Raw genomic sequence first — 20,737 nt, 5'->3', positions numbered from 1 at the left:
TTAAACGAGCGCCGCGCGTGCGAGCTGGTAGAAATAGGTCGCGCCGCGCTCAAGAATGTCGTCGTTGAAATCGTAGCGGGTTGTGTGCAGCCCACTGCTGTCGCCATTGCCGATCAGCACATAGGCGCCCGGCACCTTTTCCAGCAAAAACGAGAAGTCCTCGCTGCCCATCAGCGGCTCAGGCAACTCGACATAGGCATCTGCGCCGAATGTGTCGGCGATCACCGCACGCGCATCCCCGACCGCCTCGGCATCGTTGATCGTCGCGGGATAGCCGACCTGCCAGTCGAAGACGGCTTCGGCGTTGAAGCTTTCCGCCTGCAGGCGGGCGATCTGCTCGACACGCTCCTGCAACTGCTTGCGGACGACAGGGTCCATGGCGCGCATGCTGATTTCCAGCACCGCGGTATCCGGAATAATGTTGGAGGCGGAACCCGCCTGAAACGAGCCGACCGTCAATACGGACGGCTGGTGCGGCGAGACGTTGCGCGAGACCAGCGTCTGCAGCGCCATCACCACGCTGGAACCGACGACGACCGGGTCGACCGTCAGTTCCGGCTGCGCGCCGTGGCCGCCCTTGCCCTTGATCGTCAGCGTCAGCACGTCGATCGACGCCGCCATGGCGCCGGCGCGGCTGGAGAATTGGCCGACCGGAAGACCCGGCCAGTTGTGAAGCGCATAAACGCGCTCGCAGGGGAAGCGCTCGAACAGGCCGTCCTCGATCATCAGCTTGCCGCCGCCGAAATTCTCCTCGGCCGGCTGGAAGATCAGGTGAACCGTTCCGTTGAAGCTCTCGTCCTTCGACAGCGCCCAGGCCGCGCCGAGCAGCATGCTGGTGTGGCCGTCATGGCCGCAGGCGTGCATCGCGCCCGGATGCTTGCTCTGATAGGCAAGGCCGGTCTCTTCCTGCATCGGCAGCGCATCCATATCGGCGCGAAAGCCGATGGCGCGGTTGCTGTTGCCGCGCTTCAGCGTTGCAACGATGCCGGTTGTCGCAAGACCACGGGTGACCTCGAAGCCCCAGGATTGCAAGAGGCCGGCGACAAACTCCGAGGTCTTCACCTCGGAAAGGCCGATCTCGGGCATTTGGTGCAGGGTGTGACGAATATCGACGAGTTCAGGCACGAACTCGGAAAAGCTGGCGTCGCGCATTAGGGCCTCCTCAAGCCATCTGCAGGAACTGGCGCAGGCGCGCCGATTGCGGGTCACGCATCATCTGCTGGGGCGCACCGCGTTCTTCGACCAGACCCTTGTGTAGGAAGATCACTTCGCTGGAGATATCACGGGCGAGTGACATTTCGTGGGTGACCATCACCATCGTGCGCCCTTCTTCGGCAAGCCTCTTGATGACGAGCAGCACCTCGTTGACGAGTTCCGGATCGAGCGCCGAAGTCGGCTCGTCGAAGAGCATCACTTCGGGCTTCATCGCCAGCGCCCGGGCAATCGCCGCGCGCTGCTGCTGGCCGCCGGAAAGCTGGTTGGGATAGTGATCGCGCTTCGGCGTGATGCCGACCTTTTCCATCAAGAGCTCGGCTTCGCCGATCGCATCCTTCTTCGTCATGCCGAGCACATGGATCGGCCCTTCGATGATGTTTTCAAGGATGGTCTTGTGGGACCAGAGATTGAAGCTCTGGAACACCATGCCGAGACGGGTGCGGATGTGTTCGAGCTGTCGCTTGTCGACGGCATGGAACTTGCCGTCCTTACCTTTGGCCGTCCGGATCACCTCGCCCGAGACGGAGATCTCCCCGTCGTCCGGCGTCTCCAGATAGTTGATGCAGCGCAGAAGCGTGCTCTTGCCGGAGCCGCTGCTGCCGATCAGCGAGATGACGTCGCCGGACTTTGCCTCGAAGGAGACGCCTTTCAGCACCTCGACGGACCCGAAGCTCTTGTGAATGTTCTTCACCGAAAGCGCTGATGCGACCATGTTCGTTCCTCTCGCGCGCCTTGGCGCGCCTCCTCTTTATGCCTTCGCCGTGCGGTAGCGGGTGAGCCGCTTCTCGACGACGCCCATGATGCGCGTCAGGATGAAGACGACGGTGAAATAGATGATGCCGGCGGCAATCAGCGGCTCGAAGGTCAACAGCGACTGGCGCTGTAGGATGCGGGCGGTGCCCATCACCTCAAGCACGGTGATCGTCGAGGCGAGCGACGTCGTCTTCAGCAGGATGATCAGGTCGCCCGTCAGCACCGGCAGGCAGGAGCGGAACGCCTGCGGCAGGGTGATGCGGCGAAGGATCATCGACGAGCGCATGCCAATCGATTTTGCCGCTTCGATTTGTCCGCGCGGGATTGCCTTGATCGCGCCGCGGATAACCTCTGCGTTATAGGACGCCTGGTTGAGGCTGAGCGCAAAGATCGCATACCACAGGCCATCACGCAGATAGGGCCAAAGGAAGCTGTGGCGCACCCAGGTGCCGGGCAGGACCTGCCCGAGGCCATAGTAGATCAGATAGATCTGCACGAGCAGCGGCGTGCCGCGGAAAGCAAAGGTGAAAACATAGGCCGGGACCGAGAGCACACGGCGGCCGGACAGCCGGGCGAGCGCGACCAGCGTGCCGAGGACGAGACCGAAGACGCCGGCGACCGCCGTCAGCAGCAGCGTCAGCGGAGTGGCCTTGAGCAGCGCCGGCAGAAAGCCGAGGACGTTGGAGATCGTATCCATCAGTGGTGCCCCCGGTTGAGGCGGCGTTCGATCTGCGCGATCACCAGCACGGAAACGAGCGTGATCGCCAGGAACAGGATGGCCGTCAGCCCATAGAAAAAGATGTACTGCTTGGTGCCAGCAGCAGCGCGATAGCCGGTGTAGAGCAGCTCGCTGAAGGAGCCGAGCACGCTGATGATGGCGCTTTCCTTGGTGATCGACAGCCAGAGATTGCCCATGCCGGGAACCGCGTGGCGCATCATCTGCGGGAAGACGATACGGGTGAAGATCTTCTGCCTGGACATGCCGATCGAGACCGCCGCCTCGATCTGGCCCGGCGGCACCGAAAGGAAGGCGGAGCGCAGCACCTCGGTCATGAACGCGCCGGAAACGAACGCGAGCGCGATGATCGCCGCCCAGAACGGGCTGAACTGGAAGCTCTCGGCAACGAGGCCGAAGTGTTTCAACAGCCGTTCGGCGCCGCTTGCTACCGAAAAATAGAGAAGCAGGATGACGAGCAGCTCAGGAAGCGAGCGCACGACCGTCGTGTAGATGTCGGCGAGAAACCGCGGGACGCGGTGTTTCGACAGTTTACCGGCAGCCCCGAGGAAACCGAAGAGAACCGCAACCGCATAGGCGACCACGGATACCTGCAAGGTCATCAGCAGGCCCCAGGCGAAATCGTCGCCCCAGCCCTCGCCGCCCCAGGCAAGCAATTGCCAGTAATAGTCCATCCGTCGTTACCTGTTCCCGAGTGTCTCGTCAGCCCAGGCGCCGCCCGCCCTCAGGTCGGGAAGGTGCTGTCGCGCCTGCTGCGATGGTGCCCCGACGCTGCGGCCGGTTTGGCGATCGAGGCCGGCAGCGATCCAAGACCGCCGCCGGCTTCCAAGTCATGCGATCACTTCTTGCCGAAGATCCACTTGTCGACGAGCTTCTGCGTCGTGCCGTCCTTTTCCAGGGCAGCAAGGCCGGCATTGACCTTGTCGAGCGTTGCGGCATCGCCCTTGCGCACGGCATAGGCGACACCTTCGCCGAGCGTGACGTTCTTCGGCACTTCGACCTTGACCTCGTAGTCCGCACCTTCAGGCGTCTTCAGGAACGTCTGGATGTAGAGATCGGGGATCAGCACATAGTCGACGCGACCGGCAATGAGGTCTGCGACCGAATTGTCGGCGGTATCGTAGCTCTTGGCTTCGGCGCCGGTCAGGTATTTGGCGACATAGGCCGACTGGACGCTCGACGCCTGCACGCCGATGATCTTGCCCTCGACGCTTGCCGGATCGATGATCTTGCCGGAGCCATCGGCCGCGTCGATCGTCTTGATCTCGCTGGTATCACCCTTGGAGCCGACGAAAGACGTGCCCTCGGTGTAATACGGCGCCGAGAAATCTACGACCTGACGACGCTCGTCGGTGATCGAGAAGGCGCCGATGATGAAGTCGATCTTGTTTTCCTTGAGCGACGGGATCAGTCCGTCCCAGGCCATCTGGTTGATGTCGCACTTGACGGCCATCTTCTCGCAAAGCGCACGGGAAAGATCGGCTTCCAGGCCCTCCCACTCACCGCCGGCGTTGACCTGGGTGAAGGGCATGTAGGGCTCCGGCGTCATGCCGAGGCGCAGCGTGTCCTCGGCAAGGGCGCTGCCCGCAGCCATGGAAAGGGCGATCCCTGCGAACAGGGCGGTCTTCAACGTCTTCATAATGTTCCTCCTCGGGGATTGCGTCGGATCAGAGCGTGTTGCTGAACCAGCGCAGCGACATGCAGGACAGGCCCGCGTCGATCTTGCCGATCTCCGTCGTCTTCATGGGCACGACCTTGTAGCCGAGCTTGTCGAGCATCTCTATCGTGCGCGGGAAGTCCGAGCCGACCATGACGACGTCGTTGACGCGCAGTGCATTGGCCGCAGGCTCTTCGCCCTCGGGAATGATCACCTGCTTGAAACGCTCAAACGCGCCGGACTTGGCAAGGCGCGCGGTCGACAGCACGGTCTCGTCGTCGAGCAGCGAGCAATCGGTCTTGAAGTGCAGCACGCCTTCCGGCGTTGCGACGATCTCGCTCTTGCGGCCAAGCTTGGTGAGGCAAGCCTGAAGGGCTTCGGCGCCGACCTTGTTGGTGCGGGCCGAAAGGCCGATCATCACGCTTTCGCGGGTCGTCAGCACGTCGCCGCCATCGGCAAAGCCTTCGCCCGGCAGGTCGAGCACGGTCTCGAACATGGCGCGCAGCGTCGGCTCGATCTCGGGCGTTTCCTTGACGCGGGTCTCGGCGCCCGGACGCAGAAGGATCGCGCCTTCGGTAAAGACCAGCGCCGGATCCTCGACGAAGATCGAGTCCGGGAAGGCTTCGAGCGCCGGCAGCACCGTGACCTTCACGCCCGCATCCTTCATCGCCGCGATGTAGGCGTCGTGTTCAGCCTTTACACCCTCAAAGGTCGGGTTGCCGCGATCGTCGGCACGCAGGCCGTTGACGACCGACTTCGACGGGGTGCGCACGATGATATTGTTGAACTGGTAGACGGGGCGTGACTGCGACATTTGTAATACCTTTGGCTTGGATGAGGTGCTTCTAGCGATCGGACATGGCGGCGTAAAGCGGTTGCTTGTTCACGTTTTCCCGACGGGACAGGTGAACGCCAGCGAGCATGCAGCGCACGGACCCGCCAGCAAGCTCAATGGTTGGAACGTCGAAGGCGAGAACACGCGCCGAGACTTCCAGCGCCTTGATCTGGTCGGGGCGGAGCGAAGCGAGTGCGCGGGCCGACATGACGACGACGCGGCCGTCGGCCCCATCGAGTTCGATGGCATTGCCGGCAAAGTTCTCGATCTGCTCCAGCGTCAGATCGATGACCTGGCGGCCGGTCTCTTCCAGGCGGGCGCAAATTTCCTGGCGGCGGGCCGCATCCGGGATCATGCTCGTGCCGATCAGCGCAAACTCGGTGCCGATGCACATCAGCACGTTGGTGTGGTAGATCGAATTGCCCTGGCGATCGACCGCGCCGAAGATCATCGGCTCGAAATTGAAGTGGGTGCAGAAGCGCTCCAGCGCCACTTCGTTGGTGCGGTTGGAGCGGGCGGCATAGGCGACGCGACCGATATGGTCCAGCACCATGGCGCCGGTGCCTTCGAGATAGACACCGTCCTTTTCGAGACCGGAATAGTCGATCACGTCCTGAACGCGGTACTCGCTCTTCAGCATTTCGATAATGTCGGCGCGGCGTTCGCTCTGGCGGCTTTCCGAATACATCGGATAGATCGCGACGTGACCGCCCGAGTGGGTCGAAAACCAGTTGTTCGGGAAGACCGAGTCGGGACGCGTCGTCGTTTCGTCTTCGAAAAGGTGAACCGCGACGCCGGCGTCGGCGAGCCCGTCAGCCATACGGCTGACTTCGTCATAGGCCTCCTTGGCGATTGCCGATGGCTGGCGCGCCGCGTCGGTTGCCTGGAAGGCGTTGTCCTCGGCCGTCATCGGGTTCGGGCCGAAATGGTGCGGACGGATCATCACGACGCCCTTCGGCGCCTGTACGGACAGTCTCTTCATCTTACGCAGCGCTCCGCTCGACGGGGGCCGTCGGCTGCTGCCGGAACAGGCCATAGAGGTCGCGCGGATGCTCCGGCTGTGTCGTCAGGTCGAGCTCGGTGTAGAACGGGGTGCCCTGGATCTTGTCGCGCAGGAAACGCAGCGCCGAGAAGTCCTCGGTGGCAAAGCCGACGGAATCGAAGATGGTGATCTGGGCGCTCGAGCGACGGCCTTCGGCCTCGCCGGCAATCACCTGCCAGAGTTCGGTGACCGGGAAGTCCGGCGCCATCTGCTGGATCTCGCCTTCGATGCGGGTCTGCTCCGGATATTCGACGAAGACGTCGGCGCGGCGCAGGATATCGCCCTGCAGTTCAGTCTTGCCGGGGCAATCGCCACCGACCGCATTGATGTGCACGCCGGCGCCGACCATGTTGTCGGAGAGGATCGTGGCGTTGCGCTTGTCGGCCGTGACGGTGGTGATGATGTCGGCGCCGGATACGGCTTCTTCCGCGGTCGCGGCGACGACGATGTCGAAGTCCATATCCGCGAGGTTGTTGCAGAACTTGGTCGCCGCTTCGCTGTCGATGTCGAAAACCTGCAGCCGCTTGACGCCGAGAAGCGCGCGGAAGGCGAGCGCCTGGAATTCGGACTGGGCGCCGAGACCGATGATCGCCATCGAGCGGGCGTCGGGGCGAGCGAGGTACTTCGCGGCCAGCGCCGACGTCGCCGCCGTGCGCAGGCCCGTCATAATCGTCATTTCGGAGACCAGGCAGGGGTAGCCAGTGCTGACATCGGAGAGTACGCCGAAGGCGGTCACCGTCTGCAGGCCGACATTCGGGTTTTTCGGGTGGCCGTTGACGTATTTGAAGCCGTAATGCTCGCCATCGGAGGTCGGCATCAACTCGATGACGCCCGTCTTCGAGTGGCTCGCAAGCCGCGGGGTTTTCTCGAATGCGTTCCAGCGGCGGAAATCGTCCTCGATATATTCCGCAAGACCCACAAGGAACGTCTCAATGCCGATCGATTTGACCAGCTCGATTACGTTGCCGACACCGACATACTGAACCACGTTTAAAACTCCATCGGAGAAATTCGATGAAGTCAGCGTAGGCTCGCAAGAAGTGAGTTGAAATTTTAAACTTGCGTAAAATTGAAGGGCATATTGAGCAATTTGCGCAATCGTAATATACATCTTTCATGCATATCTTCGATGACCTCGATCACCAGCTCATCTCGCTCCTGCGAGAAGACGGCCGCGCGCCCTACTCCAAGATCGCTGCGGTGCTCGGCATATCGAGGGCGACCGTGCAGACTCGCATCGACCGGCTGCTCGAGAGCGGGGCGGTGCTCGGCTTCACCCTGCGCGTGCGGCAGGATTATGACGATCGCGCCATCCGTGCGATCATGATGATCGAGGTCAGCGGTCGCAACACCACCAAAGTGATCAAATACCTGCGCGGCCTGCCGGAACTTTATGCGCTGCACACCACCAATGGCGGCTGGGATCTGGTTGCCGAAATCCGCGCCAACAGCCTCAGCGATTTCGATCGCATCCTGCGCGAAGTGCGCGACGTCGACGGCGTGTCGAACAGCGAAACGAGCATTCTGCTCAGCACCGTCTAACGCTTCTAACCATCATCTGCGCAGCTCGCGCCACCAAGACAGGCATGACCATGAGCCATATCCCCCAGATCGACTACGACACCGCTTCCGACGATATCCGCGCCGTGCATGACGAGGAGGTCCGCGTGCGCGGCCGCATGACCAACATGAAGCGCACGCTCCTGCATTCACCGGTCGCGCACCGCATCTATGCGGAATGGTTCACGTTGCGCGAGGAACTGCGCCCGGCCCTCGACGACAGGGCGATCTGGTTCCTTTCCCATTCCATCTCGGAAGCGATGAAGTCGCCGATCGCCATGGGCTTCTTCCGCCGCGCCTTTGCCAATGCCGGCATCGATTTTCATACCGTCGTGCCGAGCGAAGACGAACAGCGGCTGATTGCCTTCGGTCGCGCGATCGTCGCCGACAGCAATGCGGTTCCGGAGGAAATCTGGACGGGCCTCAAGGCGCGCTACGACGCCAAGGCGCTGGTCGACCTCGTCGCCTTCGCCGGCATCATGGTGGCGACGGCGCTCTTCAACAACGTCGTCGAGGTCGAGTTCGACAAGGAACTCGAAGCCTTTGTCGATTGAGATCGACGAGAGCCGCGTGACGAACGAGACGACGATCAGACGCGCGACCATGGCGGATGCATCCAGCCTTGCGGCGATCAGCCTGGAAGTCTGGCTGCATACGTACATCAGGGAAGGCGTCAACGCATTCTTTGCCGACTATGCGCTGGAGCAGTTTACCACCGCGCGCTTCGAAGAGATCCTGCGCGACGGCTACGAGACCGTCTGGGTTTCGCAGAACGCCGTCGGCATCGACGGCTTCTTGCGCATGTCGGCAAATTCACAAGCGCCGGTGGACATCGCCTCCGAGCTGGAAATCACGACGCTCTACGTCCAGCCCCGCCACCATGGTCGCGGCCTCGGGAAAGCTCTCCTGAAAACCGGCCTGCAATTCTGCCTGGACACTGGCCGGCCAAGCACGTGGCTGGCGGTGAACGCTGAAAATGAAAAGGCCACGGCCTTCTACCTCGCGAACGGTTTTGAGATGGCAGGACAAACCCATTTCATCATCGGGGACCAGGCTTATCCCAACCACGTTCTTCAGTTTCGCTTGAACCGCTGATCGCTCCGAACAGCGCCTCGCGCCACGGAACGCTTGACGCCAATCTATTGCGTGTATATACACACATCATGTCTCGTTGCTACTGTGCCCTCCTACGCAAAGCCACCCGGCGAGTGACGTCAGTCTATGACGATGCACTTCAGCCGATTGGCCTCAACCTTGCTCAGTTCAGCCTGCTTCGGCACATCGCGCGCGATGAACCGATCTCGATGACCGAGCTTGGCCGGAAGATCGAACTCGAGCGATCAACGGTCAGTCGCAACGTCAAGGTGTTGGAGGGAATGGGATTGGCCGCGACGGGAAGCGGAAAGGACCAGCGGGAGGCCATTGTCGAACTTACGGAGAGCGGCCACCGGATACTGGCTGACGCCGCACCGCTCTGGCAGGCGGCCCAGGACAAGATCGAGGGTCGGCTGGGAGCCGACGCCACCGCCCAGCTGGAGGACCTGCTGCTGGCGCTTTAGCGCCTCGTTTCCAGATCAACTTTCTGGCCGCGCTCTGGGACTTGAGGCCAGGATAATCCAGGCAATCTGAGCTGCCTGGAACCGGAAGAATACTGCCAAACAACGGTTCAATCTGCGACCTGCGCTCCCAACCGCCCGCGCAGCGCTGTCGCATGCCCGAAAACATGGACGAAAGGAAATCGACGATGCTCGGTCCGGCGCTTGCGCGTTATCTTGCCAAACGCAATATCCATTACGGCTGGGCTGTCGCCGCCGTCACATTTCTGGTCATGCTGTCCACCGCCGGCGCCATGGGCTCGGCCGGCGTGCTGATCAAGCCGCTCGAGACTGAATTCGGCTGGACCAACGCGCAAATTTCGCTGGCGCTCGCCATCCGGCTTTGCCTTTTCGGTCTGCTCGGTCCGTTCGCTGCATCCTTCATGAACCATTTCGGCGTGCGCCCGGTCGTCTCCACGGCACTGATCCTGATCATCTCCGGCATCGCCGCCTCCTTCTACATGACGGAACTCTGGCACCTGGTCGCGATCTGGGGCGTGGTGCTCGGCGTCGGCACCGGCATGACGGCGCTTGTGCTCGGGGCCACGGTCGCGACGCGCTGGTTCGACAAGCGACGCGGGCTCGTCGTCGGGCTAATGACCGCCAGCAACGCCACTGGGCAATTGGTCTTCCTGCCGCTTCTTGCATCCCTCACCGAAACGATCGGCTGGCGCTCGGCGCTGACGCTGATCATCGTCATCCTGCTTGCGGCCTTCACGCTGGTCCTGCTTTTCATGCAGGATCGCCCTGGCGACCTCGGCCTTTCACCCTTCGGCTCGAAGCAGATGGCTCCGGCGCCGCCAAAGGCGAAGAGCTTCGGGGAACTGCTGATCGCACCGATCCGGGCGCTCGTCGACGCCGCGAGGACCAACACCTTCTGGGTGCTGTTTGCCACCTTCTTCGTCTGCGGCTTCAGCACCAATGGGCTCATCCAGACCCACTGGGTTTCGATCTGCGGCGATGTCGGTATTGCCCCGGTCGCCGCGGCCAGCCTGCTGGCACTGATCGGCGTGTTCGACCTGATCGGCACCATCGGCTCCGGCTGGCTGTCGGATCGTTACGACAACCGCTGGCTGCTCTTCTGGTTCTATGGCCTGCGCGGCCTGTCACTGATGTTCCTGCCATTCAGCGGCTTCAACATCTACACGCTGTCGATTTTTGCGATCTTCTACGGCCTGGATTGGGTCGCCACGGTTCCACCGACCGTGAAGCTCTCGGCTGAACGCTTCGGACCGGAGCGCGCTGCCCTTGTCTTCGGTTGGGTTTTCACCGGCCATCAGCTCGGAGCCGCCAGCGCGACCTTTCTCGCCGGCGCCAGCCGGACGTCGCTGGAGACCTATACGCCGGCCTTGATCGCGGCCGGCATGCTCTGCATCGTTGCGGCCCTCTTGGTGTTGACCATCGGCCGGCGCCAACCGGAGGCGCTCACCCCGCAGCCGGCCTGAATGGGTCTCAGCAGTGGATGCATCAAAAGGGCGGGCTGCCAATGGCAGCCCGCCCTTTTGTTTTAGATCTGGAGACCCCGAAGATCAGTGGCCAAACGTCGTGACGAATTCCGGATTGCCGCGGATCGTGTTGCTGACCGTGCAGATTTCGTTTTCGGCCGCTTCCGCGATCGCATGGCGGACCGTGTCGTCGAAATCGCCCTTGATATCGAAGACGATGTTGAACTTCGCCACACGGGAGGGCTCGTCATAGGCCTTCTCGCCGGTCACCTTGGCGCTCACTTCCGTCAGCCTGTCGAGCACGCCAAATCGGCTGGCGGCAATACGCGCGCTCAGCACCAGGCAGCTTGCGAGCGACGCGTAAAGCAGGTCGAGCGGGCCGTAGCCCGCCTGCGACGGGCCGGTGACGATATCGAGTTCGCCGCCGGTCACCGACGTCACATGCGGAAAGCCGGCCTTGCCGACGACCGCCGTCGCACCGGTTTCCCGCGTTCTCACCTTCACATCCGCCATTTCGCAAACCTTCCCAGAACTTGATCAAACCAATCGGTAGAAACACGTCGCCCCGGGCCGGAAGGCCCAGGGCGTTTTGATATGTGCGCCTTTTTCTCATCGGCGCAAGGGCGATCGCTGGCCGATCAGTTCTTCTTCACCAGGCGGTAGAAGACGAAGTCGGAGGTGGCGCCGTTGACGTAGCCTTCAACCTTGTCCTTCATCGCGACCTGGGTCGCTGCCTGGAACATGATCACGATCGGCGACTTTTCCTGCACCTTGCGCTGCAGGTCGACGTAAAGCGCGTCGCGCTTGGCCGGATCGGCTTCCTTGAGGGCTGCCTTGGTCGCCTCGTTAAGTTCGGCCGGAACCGCCCAGCCGTTCCGCCAGGTGGTCGTCGACTGGTACTTGTCGTCGGCATTGTCTTCGTTATAGGCAAACGCCTTGGCGTTCGAATGCGGGTCCATGAAATCCGGGCCCCAATAGAGCAGCATGGCTTCATGCGTGCGGGCGCGGTACTTGGTGATCACCTGGCTGCCTGTGCCCGGGACGATTTCGAAGTTGATGCCGGCTTCGGCAAACGATGCCTGCAGCGACTGCGCCATGTCGGTGAACGGCGTCGAGTTGATGACGTCGAGGGTCACCTTGATCGGCGTCTTGATGCCGGCGTCGGCGAGGATCTTCTTCGCCTTTTCAACGTCGTAGCTGTAAGGCGTTTCATCGAGCGAACCCGGGAAGCCCTTCGGCCAGAAGGCCTGGTGAACATCCATCTGGCCCTTGAGGAAGCTGTCGGTCATGCCCTTGTAGTTGACGAGGTAGCGCGCGGCTTCCCAGACGGCCGGCGGCTGCAGGGCTGCGTCCTTCTGGTTGAAGGACAGGAAGTGCACGGCGGCCTGCGGATAGGATTCGACCTTGACGCCGTCCTTGCCTTCGAGACCCGACACCTGGTCCGGCGTCAGGTTCTTGGCCATGTCGACGTCACCGGTCTGCAGCATCAGCTGCTGGGTCGCGGCTTCGGCCACGTGGCGGATGATCACGCCCTTGATTGCCGGAGCGCCGCCGAAGTAGTTCGGGTTGCTGGCAAGGTTCAAGAGTTCGCCGGCGCGGAAGGCCTTGAGAACGAACGGACCCGAACCAGCCGAATTGGCCTTCAGCCAGGCATTGCCGAAGTCGCCGTCGGCCTCGTTGGCCTTGACGGTTTCCGCATCGACGACCGAAGCCGGGCGGGCGGCGAGAACGTTGAGAACGAAGGCCGACGAGAAGTCGCCTTCGTACTTGATCGTGACCTTGTTGCCGTCGGCGGTCACCATCTTGTCGATGTTCTCAGGGGTCCAGCCGAGCTGCGTCAGGATGAAGGCAGGCGCCTTGTTGAGAACGACGACGCGCTTGAAGGAGTAGACGACGTCTTCGCCGCGCAACGGGTTGCCCGAGGAGAAGGTAACGCCATCACGCAGCGTGAAGGTGATCGTCTTTGCCGCATCGTCGGCCGTCCATTCGGAGGCCAGACCCGGCGCCAGCTTCTTCACGTCGGGCGCATCGTACTGCACCAGGCGGTCATAGGTCTGGGTGACGTATTCGCCCGACGAGAACTCGTAGGCCTCGGCCGGATCGATGCTGACGATGTCGTCGATGTTCTGGGCGACGACCAGCACATCGGCCGGCGTTTCGGCGAGTGCGGCCGGCGCCACGCTCAGCATCAGGGACGCCGCGAAGACCGCGGCCTTGAACATTCTCATCATCATTCTCCTATTTTCGATGAGGCTTGGTTTTTGTGGGTGCCGGCTTCAGCGCCGATTGCGGCGCGCCGGTCTCGTTGAATTGGGAAGCGCGCAGGCGGAAGAGCGGCAACGTGCCGGTCCATATCAGCCGCACGGGCTTGTCGGTCCTGTTCCACCAGTAATGTGGCTGGATGCCGCGAAAATGCAGACCGTCGCCGGGCGAAAGCATGGTGTCGTCGCCGTCGAGCCCGAACAGGATTTCGCCTTCAAGCATGTAGACGAGCTCTTCGCCCTCGTGGCTGAAGACCTCGGACCGATGCCCCGGCGGAATGGTGATGACGAAGCTCGACAGCTGGTTGCCGGCAAAATCCGCACCGATGCGCTCATAGGAAACCGGCGAACCGCCGACCGAAAACACCATGCGGCCTTCGGCACGCGAGAGCCCGGTGTCGATCGCCGGTGCGAGGATAAAATGGTTGAGTTCGGCGCCGAGCCCTTGGGCTATTTGCGCCAGGGTGCCGAGTGACGGCATGGCGAGATCACGCTCGATCTGGCTGAGGTAGCCGACCGAAACCCCGGCCGCATCGCTGAGCGCCTGCAATGTCATATGCATCTGCCGGCGCCGCGCACGCACCAGCGCGCCCACCTTCGGCTGCCCTGCCCCGGCCGATTTGCCCGAAGCGGCTTGCGTATCCTCAGACGGATCGCTCACAGCGGTTACTCCTCCCGTTTCCGCCCAGTAAAATTTTTTTGATTTAAGCAAACTTATTTATATACTCCAAGCGAATTTTTGCGGTATCGACAATTCAGACCGCAAGCGAAGAGGGATGGAATCGCCACGTGGCAAACAACAGCACCACAGCAGCAGCGCCTGTACGACGCGCCGCTCGGCCCAGCCGGGCACGCCAGCGCCTTTTCTCGTTCATGGGCTTCCTGGTTACGCTTGCGATAACCTTCCTCGGCCTGCTTGCCATCACCTTTTTCATCGGCCGCATTGTCCCGATCGACCCGGTCCTGGCCGTCGTCGGCGACCGCGCGCCCGTCGCCGTCTATGAGCGCGTCCGCCAGGAAATGGGCCTCGACCAGCCGCTCATCACCCAGTTCGTCAGTTATGTCGGCGATGTCGCCATGGGCAATTTCGGCACCTCCGTTTCGACCGGCAAACCTGTCATCGAGGACCTCGCTCGCGTCTTTCCGGCGACGCTCGAAATGGCGACGCTCGGCATCATCCTCGGCGTGTTGATTGGCGTGCCGCTCGGCGTTTTTGCCGCCGCCCGCCGCGGCTCGTGGCTTGATCAGTTTATCCGCGTCATCGGCCTGCTCGGCTATTCCGTGCCTGCCTTCTGGCTCGGCCTCGTCGGCCTGGCGATCTTCTACGCGAAGCTGAAATGGGTCGGCGGCCCGGGACGCGTCGATATCTTCTACGACGGCATGGTGTCGCCCGTGACCGGCCTGATCCTCATCGACAGCATCATCGCCGGCGAATGGGAGATCTTCCGCAACGCCGTCTGGCACCTGATCCTGCCGGCCTCCTGCCTCGGTTTCTTCTCGCTGGCCTACATCGCCCGCATGACGCGCTCCTTCATGCTGGACCAGCTGAGCCAGGAATATGTGACGACCGCCCGCGTCAAGGGCGTGCCGGAGCGCCTCGTCATCTGGCGCCACGCCTTCCGGCCGATCCGCGTGCCGTTGATCACCGTCATCGGGCTTTCCTATGCCGGCCTGCTCGAAGGCTCAGTGATGATCGAAACGATCTTCTCCTGGCCCGGCATCGGCAACTACCTGACCGTCGCCCTGCTCAACGCCGACATGGCGGCCGTGCTCGGCTCGACCCTCGTCATCGGCGCGGTCTTCATCGGCATCAACAAGATTTCGGACGTGCTCTACCGCGTGCTCGATCCGCGTGCACGCTAAGGGAGGAGCGACCATGACCGCACTTCGTGAATGGCTGATCGACGACAGCCCCGCCTCGCCGATGCAGGCGCGCCTCGGGCGCTTTTACCGCATCTTCGGCGCGCTGATGCGCAACCCGCTCGCTGTCGTCGGCGGCATCATCATCCTCGCTCTGGTGCTGACGGCGCTCTTTGCACCCTGGCTCGCCACGCACGATCCGCTGCGCCAGTCGCTCGGCGAACGCCTGCTGCCACCGAGTGCGGCCCACTGGATGGGAACCGACGAGCTCGGCCGCGACATCTGGTCCCGTGTCGTCTACGGTTCACGCATCACGCTCGCCATCGTCACACTGGTCGCCGTGCTCGCAGCACCCGCCGGCCTGGTGATCGGCGTTGCCGCCGGCTATTTCGGCGGCTGGGTCGATCGCATCCTGATGGGCATCACCGACATCTTCCTGTCGCTGCCGAAGCTGATCCTGGCGCTCGCCTTCGTCGCGGCCCTAGGCCCCGGCATCGAAAACGCGATCATCGCCATCGCAATCACCTCCTGGCCCGGATACGCCCGCGTAGCGCGCGCCGAAACACTCACCTTCAAGAACTCCGAGTTCATCTCGGCGGTGCGACTGCTCGGCGCTTCCAGCCTGCGCGTCAACCTCGGCCACGTGCTGCCGCTCTGCACCTCCTCGATGATCGTGCGCGTCACACTCGACATGGCTGGCATCATCCTGACGGCGGCCGGCCTCGGCTTCATCGGTCTTGGCGCCCAGCCGCCGCTTCCCGAATGGGGGGCGATGATCTCGCGCGGCCGCTCGTTCATCCTCGACCAGTGGTGGGTTGCGACCATGCCGGGCTTTGCCATCATTCTCGTCAGCCTAGGCTTCTGCTTCCTCGGCGACGGCCTGCGCGACGTTCTCGATCCGAAGAGCGGGGAGCAACGCTGATGAGCAATCTTCTCGAAGTCGAAAACCTGCGCGTCACCTTCCCGACGCCCCGCGGTGATCTTGAGGTGGTGCGCGGCATCTCCTTCACCCTCGGCCGCGAGCGCCTCGGCATCGTCGGTGAGAGCGGCTCCGGCAAGTCGATGACCGGCCGTTCCATCCTGCAGCTGATCCGCGCGCCGGGCCGCGTCACCGCAGAGAAGCTCGTCTTCGATGGCATTGACCTTCTGAAACAATCCGAGCGGCAGATGCGTGCCATCCGTGGCGCCCGCATCTCGATGGTGATGCAGGACCCGAAGTTCTCGCTGAACCCGGTCATGACCATCGGCGAGCAGATCGCCGAAGCACTGCTGACGCACCAGAAGCTGCCGCGCAGGGAGGTCAATGCCCGCGTGCTCGCCATGCTGGAATCGGTGCGCATTGCCGACCCGGAACGCGTTGCGAAGCTCTATCCGCATGAAGTCTCGGGCGGCATGGGCCAGCGCGTGATGATCGCGATGATGCTGATCCCCGAGCCGGACCTCCTGATCGCCGACGAGCCGACCTCGGCGCTCGACGTCTCCGTCCAGGCGCAGGTGCTCGACATCATCGACGAACTGGTGAAGCGCAAAGGCATGGGGCTGATCTTCATCAGCCACGACCTCAACCTCGTCTCCAGCTATTGCGACCGCATCCTCGTGATGAACACCGGCGAGGTGGTCGAGGAATGCAAGGCCGGCGAGTTGATGGCGGCAAAGCATCCCTATACACGCGGGCTGATCGCCTCGATCCCGCGCCTTGATGAAACACGGGACGAGCTGCCGGTGCTCGACCGCAGCGCATGGGCCAAGGCATGACCGCGCTCTCTCTGAAAAACCTCGACATCTCCTACGGCGACGTGCAGATCACTCACGACGTCAATCTCGATATCGCCGACGGCGAGAGCTTCGCCCTTGTCGGCGAAAGCGGCTCGGGGAAATCGACCGTGTTGAAGGCGATCGCCGGCCTCGCGCCGGAATGGTCGGGCGAGATCACCGTGCTCGGCGCACCGCGCGGCCATGGCATCGACCGCGCCTTCTCGCGCCAGTGCCAGATGGTGTTCCAGGACCCCTACGGTTCGCTGCACCCGCGAAAGACCGTCGACGCGACCCTCGGCGAAGCACTGACGATCCACGGTATCGGCGACCGCAGTGCGCGCATCGAGGAGGTGATGACCTCGGTCGGCCTCGACCGCAAGTTCCGCTTCCGCTTTCCGCATCAGCTCTCGGGCGGCCAGCGCCAGCGCGTCGCGATTGCCCGTGCATTGATGCTCAAGCCGAAGGTGCTTTTGCTCGACGAGCCGACCTCGGCGCTCGACGTCTCGGTCCAGGCCGAAATCCTCAACCTGTTGAAGCGCCTCAGGCGCGAACAGAACCTCACCTTCCTGATGGTCACCCATAATCTGGCCGTCGTCTCCTTCCTCTGCGATCGCCTTGCCGTCATGCGCCAGGGCCGTATCGTCGAGATTGCCGATGTCGCCGACCTCAAGCGCGGCGACCTCAAGGATCCCTATTCGCGTGAACTGATGCAGATCAGCGCCGCGCATGCCAACTAGGATGGGACAACAGGGACGATTTCTCGTCCGTCCCCTTCTAATATATCGAGTAACCCCAAGGACATAGCATGAACAGTGAACAGATCGCTGCCGCGCTGGCGGAATTCGACGCGGCGATTGCCAAAGCCACCGATGCCGATACGGTATGGACCGCATTGCAGACGCTTAGCCGCCAGGTGATCGGCGCCAAGCTCTTCACCATCATGACCGTCGACATGGTCAATGAAGTCGCCCGCCGCGCCTATACCTCGCATCCCGAGGAGTATCCGACCTCGGGCACCAAGCCGATCCGCTACGACAGCTGGTTCGACATCGTGCACAAGGCGCACCAGACCTTTGTCGCCAACACCATCGTCGACATCTCGAAGGTCTTCGGCGACCACGAAACCATCTGGTCGCTCGGCTGCGGCTCGGTCGCCAACATCCCGGTCGTTGTCGGCGGCGAGCTGCTCGGCACCGTCAACTGCCTCGACGTCGAGCATCATTACACGCCCGAGCGTGTGGCACTCTCCAAGCATCTGGAACTGCCAGCCAAGCTCGCCTTCCTCGCCGCCGCGCGCGCCGAGAAGAAGTAAGACAGCAGGCCGGAGGCGTCATCGCCTTCGGCCATTTCCCGGTCAGCGACCGATCGCCCCACCGGTTTCCTTCAGGAAAAAATGCATCTTCTCCGCCTCGATCGGCACCGCGATCTGGTCTTCGGGGCCGATACGTGACGCGGCGTGAACCTGCGCCGTGAAGGCTGCGGGCCCCACCCGGCCGAGCGCCAGCGTATGCGGGCCGAGTGGTTCGATATCGCGAACGGTCAGCCTGACTGTCGGCGCATTGGCGTCCGTCGCCATCGTATGTTCCGGCCGGATGCCGAGCACGACGGCCTTGCTAACGTATGCACCGAGCTTTTCGGCACGGCTCTCCGGGATAGCAACCGCCACATCGCCATCGGCGATGAACTGCATCCCGCCATCGCCGCGTTCCAGCCGCCCCTCGAGGAAATTCATGCTTGGCGCGCCGATGAAGGCGGCGACGAAAAGATTGGCCGGCGCTTCGTAAAGCGTGATCGGATCCGCCGCCTGCTCGATGCGCCCCTGGTTCATGACGACGACGCGGTCGGCCATGGTCATGGCTTCCACCTGGTCGTGGGTCACGTAAACGGCGGTCGTCTGAAGACGGCGGTGCAAAAGCTTGATTTCCGTGCGCATTTCGATGCGCAGCTTGGCGTCGAGATTGGACAGCGGCTCGTCGAAGAGGAACACATCTGGCTGGCGCACGATCGCCCGGCCGATCGCCACACGCTGGCGCTGGCCGCCCGAAAGCGCGCTCGGCTTGCGGCCGAGATAGGCGCCGAGATTGAGGATGCGCGCCGCGTCCGCCACCGCCTTGTCGATCTCCGCCTTCGGCGTGCCGCGCACCTTCATGCCGTAGCCGATGTTTTCGGCAACGGTCATGTGCGGATAGAGCGCGTAGTTCTGAAACACCATCGAGCAATTGCGCAGGCCCGGGCGCAAATCCGTGACGTCACGGTCGCCGATCCGGATCGAACCCGAGGTCGCCGTTTCGAGACCGGCGATCATGCGAAGCGTCGTCGTCTTGCCGCAGCCGGACGGCCCGACGAGCACGACAAATTCGCGATCGGCGATCTGAAGATCGAGCGGCGGAATGACCGTGACGTTCCCGAAGGACTTGGTGATCTGCTCCAGTCGGACCTGTGACATGCGAAAACCCTTGCTGCTGTCTGTGCCCGGCCGCGCCGGGGACGGTGGCGCCCGCCCCGACCGTCTCGGGGCGGGCATGGTCACGTTACTGCTGTGGCAAACCCATCGACGCACGATAGGCGGCGAGCTGCTTGTCGCGGCCGAACTCGTCGGTCAGCTTGTTCCACTGCTCGGCGACGCTATCGAGCGCCTGCTGCGGTGTCACTTCGCCGGCTAGCGCCTTGGAGAGCTCGATTTCCAGCACTTCTGTGTAGGAGAAGTAGCCGGGCAGGCGCATGTCGAGCGCGATATTCTTGGCGGTCACCGCCTCCTTCTGCGCGCCCAGATACTCCTTTGCTTCACGCTCGGAGAAGATCTTCGACCAGAGATCGAGATTGGTCGTGTGCGAGATGCGGTAAGGGTTCACACCGGTGCCACCGGTGATCGCCGCCTGGCCGGAGACGGCCGGGCTCGTCAGATACTGGATATAGTTCCAGGCTGCCTCCTGCTTGGTCGAGGTCGCGGGAACCGCCGCCTGCCAACCGCCAAAGGCCATGAAGGAGGTCTGGACGACATGATCGAACTTGTCCCACTTCTTGGTCTTGTAGTTCCAGATCTCGTCCGATCCGGGCAGCGACGCCGAGCCGACGTTGCCGGCCACCTTCGACTGCTTCGGGTCGGCGCCGATGACGCCGGTGTCGCCCCAGCCGATCGATTCCGCCACCTGGCCGCCGGCAAAGGCGGCGTTCACTTCGCCGAAGGAGAAGTTCAGCGCATTCGGCGGCGCGAGCTTGGACGCGCGAATGTACTCCTCGAGACCGCGGACCCAGCCGGGACTGTTGACTTGGGCGTCCATCGTCTCGGGATTGAAGAACATGGCGCCCGGGTTGTCCGGGTGGCTGGTGTAGCCTGCGACGTGGCTGAACAGGAACCAGAACTGCTGGCCGCCACGGCGGAAGGCTTCCGCCGTACCCCAGAGGTTGTTGGCCGGCTGATTGAAGTATTCGGCGATGTCGAGATACTGTTTCCAGGTCTTCGGCGGCGCCAGGTCGTAGCCGTATTTCGCCTTGAAGGCCTTTTGGTTGTCGGCATTTTCGAAGAGGTCGATGCGGTAGCTGTAGGTATGGGCGTCGCCGTCCATCGTCTGCGACAGCACCTTGCCGTTCCAGACCATCAGCTGTTCGCGGTAGACGGGCGCGATGTCGTCCCAGTCGGCGCCCTTCTGCATATCGGCCGGCATTTCCGACAGGAAGTCGGTAAAGTCGGGCGCCCAGGCAGGCGCGAAGGCGATCACGTCGAAAGCGTCTTCGCCCGAGGTGAGCGACGTCACGATTTTCGGATAGAGTTCCGACCACGGGAACTCGACGACCTTGACCTTGCCGCAGGTCTTTTCTTCCCAGCCCTTGGCCGCAAGCTGCAGCGCCGAGGCGATGTAGGGGCCGGTCTGTGTGGTCGCCGTCAGTTCAACGCCGGTGTAATCCGGATCACAGGCGAGCGCCGTTCCCGCGCTCCCCAACGCAAGCGCAGCGAGAGATGCAGATGCCAGTAGCAATTTCCTCATTCTATCCTCCTGTTGAATGAATTCATGCCAAAGCGGT

At 62.6% G+C, this 20,737-nt stretch carries 23 protein-coding genes; 10 read left to right on the top strand and 13 right to left on the bottom strand.

Annotation, left to right across the window (positions count from 1 at the left end; genetic code table 11):
* From M2267_RS20545 to M2267_RS20510, 8 genes are all read right to left on the bottom strand, one after another.
* Entirely contained in the window at positions 1–1,152 is a 1,152-nt protein-coding gene (locus tag M2267_RS20545) for a M20 aminoacylase family protein (RefSeq protein ID WP_429116626.1), read from the bottom strand.
* Between the two features lie 10 nt (positions 1,153–1,162).
* Positions 1,163–1,927, bottom strand: coding sequence for an ABC transporter ATP-binding protein (locus M2267_RS20540; RefSeq protein ID WP_429116623.1), 765 nt, complete (start codon positions 1,925–1,927; stop codon positions 1,163–1,165).
* Between the two features lie 36 nt (positions 1,928–1,963).
* The gene (locus M2267_RS20535) at positions 1,964–2,665 is read right to left on the bottom strand and encodes an ABC transporter permease (protein WP_043613507.1); all 702 of its coding nucleotides are present in this window, start codon (positions 2,663–2,665) and stop codon (positions 1,964–1,966) included.
* Positions 2,665–3,378: an ABC transporter permease gene (locus tag M2267_RS20530; protein WP_043613509.1), complete on the bottom strand. Its 714-nt coding sequence runs from the start codon at positions 3,376–3,378 to the stop codon at positions 2,665–2,667. Before M2267_RS20530 ends, M2267_RS20535 begins: the two co-directional genes overlap by 1 nt.
* A gap of 164 nt (positions 3,379–3,542) precedes the next feature.
* On the bottom strand, positions 3,543–4,343 hold the full coding sequence (locus M2267_RS20525; protein WP_429116619.1) for a transporter substrate-binding domain-containing protein: 801 nt from the start codon (positions 4,341–4,343) through the stop codon (positions 3,543–3,545).
* 28 nt (positions 4,344–4,371) lie between these two features.
* Positions 4,372–5,175, bottom strand: coding sequence for a dimethylarginine dimethylaminohydrolase family protein (locus tag M2267_RS20520; RefSeq protein ID WP_043613513.1), 804 nt, complete (start codon positions 5,173–5,175; stop codon positions 4,372–4,374).
* A gap of 31 nt (positions 5,176–5,206) precedes the next feature.
* On the bottom strand, positions 5,207–6,178 hold the full coding sequence (ctlX, locus tag M2267_RS20515) for a citrulline utilization hydrolase CtlX (RefSeq protein WP_429116617.1): 972 nt from the start codon (positions 6,176–6,178) through the stop codon (positions 5,207–5,209).
* A gap of 1 nt (position 6,179) precedes the next feature.
* A complete protein-coding gene (locus M2267_RS20510) occupies positions 6,180–7,262 on the bottom strand; it encodes an ornithine cyclodeaminase (protein WP_429116883.1) in 1,083 nt (360 codons plus the stop codon).
* Positions 7,263–7,354: 92 nt separating this feature from the next.
* On the opposite strand from M2267_RS20510, the gene M2267_RS20505 reads away from it, so the two are divergent.
* From M2267_RS20505 to M2267_RS20485, 5 genes are all read left to right on the top strand, one after another.
* Positions 7,355–7,780, top strand: coding sequence for an Lrp/AsnC family transcriptional regulator (locus M2267_RS20505; RefSeq protein ID WP_043613515.1), 426 nt, complete (start codon positions 7,355–7,357; stop codon positions 7,778–7,780).
* Positions 7,781–7,830: 50 nt separating this feature from the next.
* Entirely contained in the window at positions 7,831–8,352 is a 522-nt protein-coding gene (locus M2267_RS20500) for a hypothetical protein (protein ID WP_429116614.1), read from the top strand.
* Positions 8,342–8,893 carry an N-acetyltransferase family protein gene (locus M2267_RS20495; RefSeq protein WP_429116612.1) on the top strand — a complete coding sequence of 184 codons (552 nt, stop codon included), beginning with the start codon at positions 8,342–8,344 and terminating at the stop codon, positions 8,891–8,893. Before M2267_RS20500 ends, M2267_RS20495 begins: the two co-directional genes overlap by 11 nt.
* Before the next feature lie 68 nt (positions 8,894–8,961).
* Positions 8,962–9,357 (top strand): MarR family winged helix-turn-helix transcriptional regulator, encoded by a 396-nt coding sequence (locus M2267_RS20490; protein ID WP_043613607.1) that lies wholly within the window; start codon positions 8,962–8,964, stop codon positions 9,355–9,357.
* Between the two features lie 185 nt (positions 9,358–9,542).
* Positions 9,543–10,838: an MFS transporter gene (locus M2267_RS20485; RefSeq protein ID WP_429116881.1), complete on the top strand. Its 1,296-nt coding sequence runs from the start codon at positions 9,543–9,545 to the stop codon at positions 10,836–10,838.
* A gap of 84 nt (positions 10,839–10,922) precedes the next feature.
* On the opposite strand, the gene M2267_RS20480 is transcribed toward M2267_RS20485, so the two are convergent.
* The 3 genes from M2267_RS20480 to M2267_RS20470 all read right to left on the bottom strand — a co-directional run bounded on the left by M2267_RS20480 (position 10,923) and on the right by M2267_RS20470 (position 13,760).
* A complete protein-coding gene (locus tag M2267_RS20480) occupies positions 10,923–11,351 on the bottom strand; it encodes an OsmC family protein (protein WP_429116609.1) in 429 nt (142 codons plus the stop codon).
* Positions 11,352–11,476: 125 nt separating this feature from the next.
* A complete protein-coding gene (locus M2267_RS20475; protein ID WP_429116607.1) occupies positions 11,477–13,066 on the bottom strand; it encodes an ABC transporter substrate-binding protein in 1,590 nt (529 codons plus the stop codon).
* Between the two features lie 10 nt (positions 13,067–13,076).
* Positions 13,077–13,760: a helix-turn-helix domain-containing protein gene (locus tag M2267_RS20470; RefSeq protein WP_429116605.1), complete on the bottom strand. Its 684-nt coding sequence runs from the start codon at positions 13,758–13,760 to the stop codon at positions 13,077–13,079.
* 212 nt (positions 13,761–13,972) lie between these two features.
* Here M2267_RS20470 and M2267_RS20465 point away from each other — a divergent pair, with 212 nt between their 5' ends.
* From M2267_RS20465 to M2267_RS20445, 5 genes are all read left to right on the top strand, one after another.
* Positions 13,973–14,962, top strand: coding sequence for an ABC transporter permease (locus M2267_RS20465; protein WP_429116878.1), 990 nt, complete (start codon positions 13,973–13,975; stop codon positions 14,960–14,962).
* 13 nt (positions 14,963–14,975) lie between these two features.
* On the top strand, positions 14,976–15,881 hold the full coding sequence (locus M2267_RS20460) for an ABC transporter permease (RefSeq protein WP_429116603.1): 906 nt from the start codon (positions 14,976–14,978) through the stop codon (positions 15,879–15,881).
* Complete coding sequence (locus tag M2267_RS20455; RefSeq protein ID WP_429116600.1) at positions 15,881–16,714, top strand: ABC transporter ATP-binding protein; 834 nt, start codon at positions 15,881–15,883, stop codon at positions 16,712–16,714. The genes M2267_RS20460 and M2267_RS20455 overlap by 1 nt, the downstream gene beginning before the upstream one ends.
* Complete coding sequence (locus tag M2267_RS20450) at positions 16,711–17,451, top strand: ABC transporter ATP-binding protein (RefSeq protein ID WP_429116598.1); 741 nt, start codon at positions 16,711–16,713, stop codon at positions 17,449–17,451. The genes M2267_RS20455 and M2267_RS20450 overlap by 4 nt, the downstream gene beginning before the upstream one ends.
* 68 nt (positions 17,452–17,519) lie before the next feature.
* On the top strand, positions 17,520–18,026 hold the full coding sequence (locus tag M2267_RS20445; RefSeq protein WP_192449675.1) for a GAF domain-containing protein: 507 nt from the start codon (positions 17,520–17,522) through the stop codon (positions 18,024–18,026).
* 42 nt (positions 18,027–18,068) lie between these two features.
* On the opposite strand, the gene M2267_RS20440 is transcribed toward M2267_RS20445, so the two are convergent.
* Positions 18,069–19,160: an ABC transporter ATP-binding protein gene (locus M2267_RS20440; protein WP_429116596.1), complete on the bottom strand. Its 1,092-nt coding sequence runs from the start codon at positions 19,158–19,160 to the stop codon at positions 18,069–18,071.
* Positions 19,161–19,245: 85 nt separating this feature from the next.
* Positions 19,246–20,700, bottom strand: a complete 1,455-nt coding sequence (locus tag M2267_RS20435) for an extracellular solute-binding protein (RefSeq protein ID WP_429116594.1) — start codon at positions 20,698–20,700, stop codon at positions 19,246–19,248.
* Positions 20,701–20,737 lie beyond the last annotated feature (37 nt).

Source organism: Ensifer sp. KUDG1 (assembly GCF_050434285.1).
In the GTDB taxonomy this organism is placed as follows: domain Bacteria; phylum Pseudomonadota; class Alphaproteobacteria; order Rhizobiales; family Rhizobiaceae; genus Ensifer.
This window is presented reverse-complemented; position numbering and strand designations above follow the sequence as displayed.